This is a genomic window from Pseudomonadota bacterium (assembly GCA_010028905.1).
Classification (GTDB): Bacteria; Vulcanimicrobiota; Xenobia; order RGZZ01; family RGZZ01; genus RGZZ01.
This window is the reverse complement of sequence record RGZZ01000587.1, coordinates 1-2,818: the sequence shown is the minus strand read 5'-3', so window position 1 is coordinate 2,818 and position 2,818 is coordinate 1. Positions and strand designations below refer to the sequence as shown.

The 2,818-nt window shown below is 66.9% G+C and carries 1 protein-coding gene; it reads right to left on the bottom strand.

Translation table 11 applies throughout. The features are described 5' to 3' along the window. Nucleotides 1-2,681, bottom strand: a 2,681-nt coding sequence (locus EB084_23170; protein ID NDD31165.1) for an efflux RND transporter permease subunit, incomplete at its 3' end; no start/stop codon positions are given. Nucleotides 2,682-2,818 lie beyond the last annotated feature (137 nt).

Below are 2,818 nucleotides of genomic sequence, written 5' to 3'. Positions count from 1 at the left end.
ACCAGCACGATGGCCAGCGCCAGGCCGAGCCCGAGCAGGCGGAAGGTCTCGCCCATGCGCTCGTACTCGCCACGAATGGTCAGGCGCACGCCCGTGGGAAGCGACTGCTGCGAGATGATGCGCTGCACCCCCTCGGCCACCGTCGAGATGGGCGCGCCGTCCGTGCTCACCTGCACGTTGGCCACGCGGCGGAGATCGGCGTGCGTGACCTCGACCGCGCCCGCCTTGCGCCTGGGCGTGACGAGCGTGCCGAGGTTCACCGAGGTCCCCCCCGCAGCGCCCTTCACCGGAATCGACAAGACGTCTTCGAGGGTGCGGCCCGCGTCTTCCGGGTACTGCACCCCCACGAAGTACTGGTTTCCGCTCTGGGCGTCGATCCAGAAGCTGCGCTGCACCGACACGCTCGAGTTCATGGCCACCACGACCTGCTGCATCACATCTTCGGCGGTGAGCCCCAGCTTGATGGCCTTCTGGCGGTCGACCTCAAGGGTGAGATAGGGGGCGTCATCGCGCTGGCTGACCCGCACGTCGGCGGCGCCAGGGAGCGACGCAACCCGATCGCGGATGCGTCTTGCCGTCGCCATCACGTCGTCCCACTTTGCGCCGATGACCTCGATGTCGAGGGGAGCGCTCGCCCCCAGGTTGAGCGCCGTGGAGATCATGCCCGACGTGTCGAAGTCGACGCGCAGATCGTTGAAACGGGGTTCGGCGTTGAAGCGCTGGCGCAGCAGCGCGGCATACTGCTGCGCGCTGCGGGCGCGCGTCGGGCGCAGCTGGAGGCGGATGAGCGCGTCCTGCTGGCCGGCGTTGGTGGTGTAGGCGGCCGACCAGTCGGGGTTGAGCCCCACCTCAGACACGATCATCTCGCGGTCTGCTTCGGGAATGGTCTCCTTGATGAAGCGCTCCACGTCCTTCACGCGCTTCTCAGAAGCGTCGAGCTTGAGGTTCGAGGGACAGCGCAGGCGCACCATGATCTGGCCCGCGTCGATCTGCGGGAAGAACTCGCGGCCGATGAAGGGCAGCAGGGCAAGCGAACCCACGAACAGCGCCACGATGGCTCCGGCCACGGCGCCACGATGGTCGAGGCAGTGATCGAGAAGCGCGGTGTAGCGCGCCACCATGCCATCGATGGCACGACCGAAGCGGTTCACCACGCGGGTGAACAGGGAGACGCGAGCCTCCGCGTGGTCGCTCGCCAGACCCGCGTCATGCGACGTCTCGGGCAGGAATCGCGCGCACAGCATGGGCACGAAGGTGCGCGAGAGCAGGAACGACGTGAGCATCGCGAAGCCCACCGCTACGGTGAGAGGTCGGAAGAGGAACCCACCGATGCCGGGCATGAGCGCGAGCGGCGAAAGCACGATCACGGTCGTGCAGGTGGCCACGAGCACAGGCACCATCACCTCGGCGCACCCGTCGAGCGCGGCCCGAACACGTGATTTGCCCATGGCATGGTTGCGATGGTTGTTCTCGAGCTCGACGATGGCGTCGTCGACCAGGGGGCCGATGGCCAGCGCAAGACCCGCAAGGGTCATGGTGTTGAGCGTGTTGCCCGTGGCGTACAGCCCGATGATGGCCCCCAGCACCGCCAGGGGGATGGAGGCCGACGCGATGATGGTCATGCGCCAGTCTCCGAGGAAGAGGAGGATCATGATCGAGACGAGCACCGCGCCCACCAGCCCTTCCTCAAGAAGAGCGGTGAGCGCGGCGCGAACCGAAACGGTCTGATCCATCACGAGAGCCAGACGGGTCCCCTGGGGCAGGCGATCTTCCATCGACGGGATGGACGATCTCACCCCATCGACCACGGCCAGGCTGCTCGCGCCGCGCTGCCGGTAGACGGGAACGAAGACCTCGTTTCGATCGTTGATGCGCACCCGCGACATCTGGATGGTCGACGCGTCTTCGGCTCGCCCCACGTCGCGCAGCTGCACCGTCGCCGTGACGGGGAAGTCGTTGAACTCGGCCACTGTCTCCGGCATGGCGTTGCTGTCGAGGAGCAGCTGGTTGTCTCCGAAGTACGCCGTTCCCGGGCTCACCATCATGTTTGCGCGGCGCAAGGCCGACACCACATCCATGGGCGCCATGCCGCGCGCGTCGAGCTTCGACGGGTCGAGGTAGACCATCACCGCGCGGTCCTTGCCGCCCACCACCACGGGCGCGATGCAGCCCGGAACCGCGCCCAGCATGTTGCGCACGTTGATGCGCGCCACGTCCTTCTGGCGCGCGTCATCCATGGTCAGGTTGGTGACGGTGAGAATGCCCACGGGCAGCGTGCCGGTGGCATCGAACGGCATGGCCACAGGGGGCAGGGTGTTCGGGGGAAGGTTCGGCATGGCCCCGAGAGCCAGCGAGTTCACAAGGGTGAGCGCCTCATTGGGGTCGACATCGTCGCGGAAGTACACCTTCACGACGCTCACCCCAGGCACCGACCGTGATTCGACCCGCCGTGTGCCGGGCGCCTGACTCACCCATCGCTCGATGCGGTTGGTGATGGTCTTCTCGATCGACGAGGCCGGCATGCCGGGGTAGTAGGTAAGCACCTGGACCGCGGGCGCGTTGAACACGGGGAGGATGTCGATGGGGATGCGTGTCAGCGACAGGCCTCCGAGCACCAGAAGCACGAGCACCAGTGCGGCCACCATGTGAGGGTTGCGCAGCGATGCCTTGATGAGCCACACGTATGCCTGTCTCCTCGCGTTGGGCCCTGCGCGCGTGACCCATTGCTTCATGAGAGGTCGTGGCGGCGGGCGTTGGCATCGGTTCGACCTGACACGCGCAGGTCCTTTGCCGGGGGCGGGTCAGCAGAGAACCGCCA